The 3,447-nt window shown below is 64.9% G+C and carries 4 protein-coding genes; all 4 read left to right on the top strand.

Annotated features, from left to right (window positions below):
- The first annotated feature begins 334 nt into the window (after positions 1–334).
- The gene (locus IVB32_RS07485) at positions 335–1,738 is read left to right on the top strand and encodes a TldD/PmbA family protein (protein WP_247369076.1); all 1,404 of its coding nucleotides are present in this window, start codon (positions 335–337) and stop codon (positions 1,736–1,738) included.
- Positions 1,725–2,543, top strand: a complete 819-nt coding sequence (locus IVB32_RS07480; RefSeq protein ID WP_018453448.1) for a 3'(2'),5'-bisphosphate nucleotidase CysQ — start codon at positions 1,725–1,727, stop codon at positions 2,541–2,543. The genes IVB32_RS07485 and IVB32_RS07480 overlap by 14 nt, the downstream gene beginning before the upstream one ends.
- A 60-nt stretch (positions 2,544–2,603) precedes the next feature.
- Positions 2,604–2,846 carry a DUF4170 domain-containing protein gene (locus IVB32_RS07475; RefSeq protein WP_007596929.1) on the top strand — a complete coding sequence of 81 codons (243 nt, stop codon included), beginning with the start codon at positions 2,604–2,606 and terminating at the stop codon, positions 2,844–2,846.
- On the top strand, positions 2,843–3,447 hold a 605-nt coding region (locus tag IVB32_RS07470), incomplete at its 3' end, for a lysophospholipid acyltransferase family protein (RefSeq protein ID WP_247410058.1). The genes IVB32_RS07475 and IVB32_RS07470, both read left to right, overlap by 4 nt.

Below are 3,447 nucleotides of genomic sequence, written 5' to 3'. Positions count from 1 at the left end.
GGGGGTCGAGCCGCAGGGAGCGGCTCGACCCGGCGGGAGCGATCCCGCTTGTTGCTGTTTGACGCCTCACGGCTTTAGTTCTCCCCGCCAGGATTATGTTCCCGGTCGATGCGAGGACCTTAGCGCGAGCCTTTCCGAAACCGCTTAAAAAGGCTGGTTAATCCAACCTCACCGCCGCGCATGATTGACAAGACCTTGGCGCGCATGATTGACGAGACGTTGCGCGCAAGGTGCGAATCTGAGCTTTTGGTGGGCTGAAAATGCTTGAAGTCCGCGCGATCAGGGCACATCTGTGGGTTCCGGTCCCGCAGCCCGCCCCAACAGGATTTCGTTTGTGAACCCTTCACCAAGCTCGACGCTTTCGCCCAAGGATTCGTCCACAGCCAGCCGCGACCTGTTCGACCAGTCTGCGCTCTCCGATCTCGCGCAGCGGCTGGTGGAGGCTGCAAGGCGCGCCGGCGCGGATGCGGCCGATGCAGTCGCCGTGCGTGGCGTCTCGCAAGGCGTCGAGGTCCGCGACGGCCGCGTCGAGGAATCCGAACGGTCCGAGGGCGACGATGTCGGCCTGCGCGTGCTGGTCGGCCGCCGTCAGGCGGTGGTCTCGACCAATGATACCAGCGGCGATGCCGTGACCAAGCTTGCCGAGCGAGCGGTTGCGATGGCGCGCGTCGCGCCCGACGACAAATATGTCGGCCTTGCCGATCCGGCACTGCTCGCGCGCGACTTCCCCGATCTCGATCTGCTCGACCCTGACGTGCCCGCGACCTCGGAACTCGAGCGTCGCGCGCTCGAAGCCGAGGCTGCGGCGCTTGGTGTGAAGGGCGTGACCAAATCCGGCGGCGCCTCGGCCTCCGCCGGCATGGGCGGCATGGTGCTCGTCACCAGCACCGGCTTCCACGGTTCTTATCTGCGGTCCAGCCAGGGCATCTCCGCCACCGCCATTGTCGGTGACGGCACCGGCATGGAGCGCGACTACGACTTCACCTCGGCGCCGCATGGTGTAGACCTCTTGTCACCGGAGATCGTCGGCCGTTCCGCGGGCGAGCGCACCGTGGCGCGCTTCAATCCTCGCAAGGTCGAGACCTGCAAGCTGCCTGTGGTGTTCGATCCGCGCGTCGCGGGCTCGCTGGTCGGTCACGTCGTCGGCGCCATCAATGGCGCTTCGATCGCGCGCAAGACCAGCTTCCTGAAGGACACGCTCGGCCAGCAGCTGTTCGCCAACAACATCCGCATCATCGACGATCCGCTGCGCAAACGCGGCCTGCGCTCGCAGACGTTCGACGCCGAAGGCGTCGCCGTGAAGAAGATCGCGCTGATCGACGAAGGCGTGCTGACGACCTGGCTGCTCGATTGCGCGACCGCGCGTGAGCTCGGCCTCACCACCACCGGCCATGCCCACCGCGGCGTGTCCTCCTCGCCGTCACCCGGCCCGTACAATCTGCATCTTGAACCCGGCACGCCGACGCCGGCCGAGCTGATCTCCGACATCAAGCAGGGGTTCTACGTCACCGATTTGATCGGCTCGGGCGTCAACGGCGTCACCGGCGATTACAGCCGCGGCGCCTCCGGCTTCTGGATTGAGAACGGCGAACTCACTTATCCCGTGAGCGAGGTGACGATCGCCGGCCATCTGTTCGAGATCTTCAGGTCGATGCAGCCGGCGAACAATCTCGAGTTCCGCTACGGCGTCAATGCGCCGACGGTGCGCATCGAGGGTTTGACGCTTGGCGGACGTTGACGCGAACGCAACCGGTGAAGCCATCCTGACGCGCGACGCGGCGCTGCTGCAAGAGACGGTGCGGGAGGCGGGCGCACTCGCGCAGTCGATGTTCCGCACCGAGCTGAAGAAGTGGACCAAGGGCGCGTCCTCGCCGGTCTCGGAAGCCGACATTGCCGTCAACGATCTCCTGGAAGCGCGCCTGCGCGCGGCGACGCCCGACTATGGCTGGCTGTCGGAGGAGAGCGCCGACGACGAGGTGCGGCTGTCGCGGCGGATGACCTGGATCGTCGATCCCATCGACGGCACCCGCAACTATCTCAATGGCCATGACGAATGGTGCGTCAGCGTGGCGCTGGTCGAGGATGCCTCGCCAGTGCTGGCCGCGGTGTTCGCGCCGACGAGCGAAGAGTTCTTTTTCGCCGCCCGCGGCCAGGGCACGACCCTCAACGAGGTGCCGGTGCGGGCGACGTCGGGATCCGAGCTTGACTTCTCGCGGGTCGCGGGTCCGAAGCCCCTGGTCGAGCGCCTGAAGCCGTCACTGGGCGAGATCAAGCTGCATCCGCGAATCGGTTCGCTCGCGCTGCGTCTGTGCCGGGTCGCTCATGGCGCGCTGGATGCGGCTTTTGCGGGCGGCAACAGTCATGATTGGGACCTTGCGGCGGCGGATTTGATCGTGCAGGAAGCCGATGGTAGGATGAGCGATCTCTCCGGAGATCCCATCCTCTATAACCGCCGGCAAGTCACGCATGGGGTGCTGGTGGCAGCGGGTCGCGATCGTCATGCGAACATTGTCTCGCATTTTCGAAACCGCCCCTTGCCGTGAAGCGCTTTCTCGTGCTTGTCGAACACTGCTTTGCCGGGCAGCCCGTTAGGAACAGAACCGATGCCAGATAGTGCCCCGCAACAACTGCTCCACCTCGTCGTCGGCGGCGAGCTCGTCGATCTCGAGCACAACACCTTCAAGAACCTCGACGACGTTGAGATCGTTGGCCTCTATCCGAACTATGCGACCGCGCACGCCGCCTGGCGCGCCAAGGCGCAGAGCACGGTCGACAACGCGCAGATGCGCTATTTCATCGTCCATCTCCACCGGCTGCTCGACCCGAATCAAGAACCGGCGCGTTGAAAAAGCTGCTTCGCAATACGCTGAGGAGCAGCTTCGTTCAGCGTGCCGTCGGAATCCTGGCGGCCGAATATCTGCGTCTGGTCTGGCGGACGAACACATTCACGTTCGATCCGCCTGACGTCTATGACCGCGTCGAACCGCAGATCCCGGCGATCTTCGCCTTTTGGCACGGCCAGCATTTCCTCACCCCCTTCATCAAGAACAAGGACTGGTACAAGGCCAGGGTCCTGATCTCCCGTCACCGCGACGGCGAGTTCAACGCGATTGCCGCCGAGCGGCTCGGCATCGGCACCATCCGCGGCTCCGGCGACCATGGCGGCGCGTTTCACCGCAAAGGCGGGGTCGGTGCCTTCAAGGAAATGGTGCGGACGCTCGAGGACGGTTGTAATGTCGCGCTGACCGCTGACGTCCCCAAGCGCTCGCGCGTGGCTGGGCTCGGCATCATCATGCTGGCACGGGAATCGGGGCGGCCGATCATGCCTTTTGCGATGGCGACCAGCCGCTTCGTCCGGCTCAAGAACTGGGACCGCACCACCATCAACCTGCCGTTCGGGCGGGGCGCGTTGGTCGGCATCAAGGAAATCCACGTTCCGCCGGATGC

Source organism: Bradyrhizobium sp. 23 (assembly GCF_023073295.1).
Taxonomy (GTDB): domain Bacteria; phylum Pseudomonadota; class Alphaproteobacteria; order Rhizobiales; family Xanthobacteraceae; genus Bradyrhizobium; species Bradyrhizobium canariense_D.
This window is presented reverse-complemented; position numbering and strand designations above follow the sequence as displayed.

Coding starts and splice junctions, on each gene's coding strand:
- IVB32_RS07475 (WP_007596929.1), top strand. CDS start 2,604: ATGCCAGATAGTGCCCCGCAACAACTGCTCCACCTCGTCGTCGGCGGC.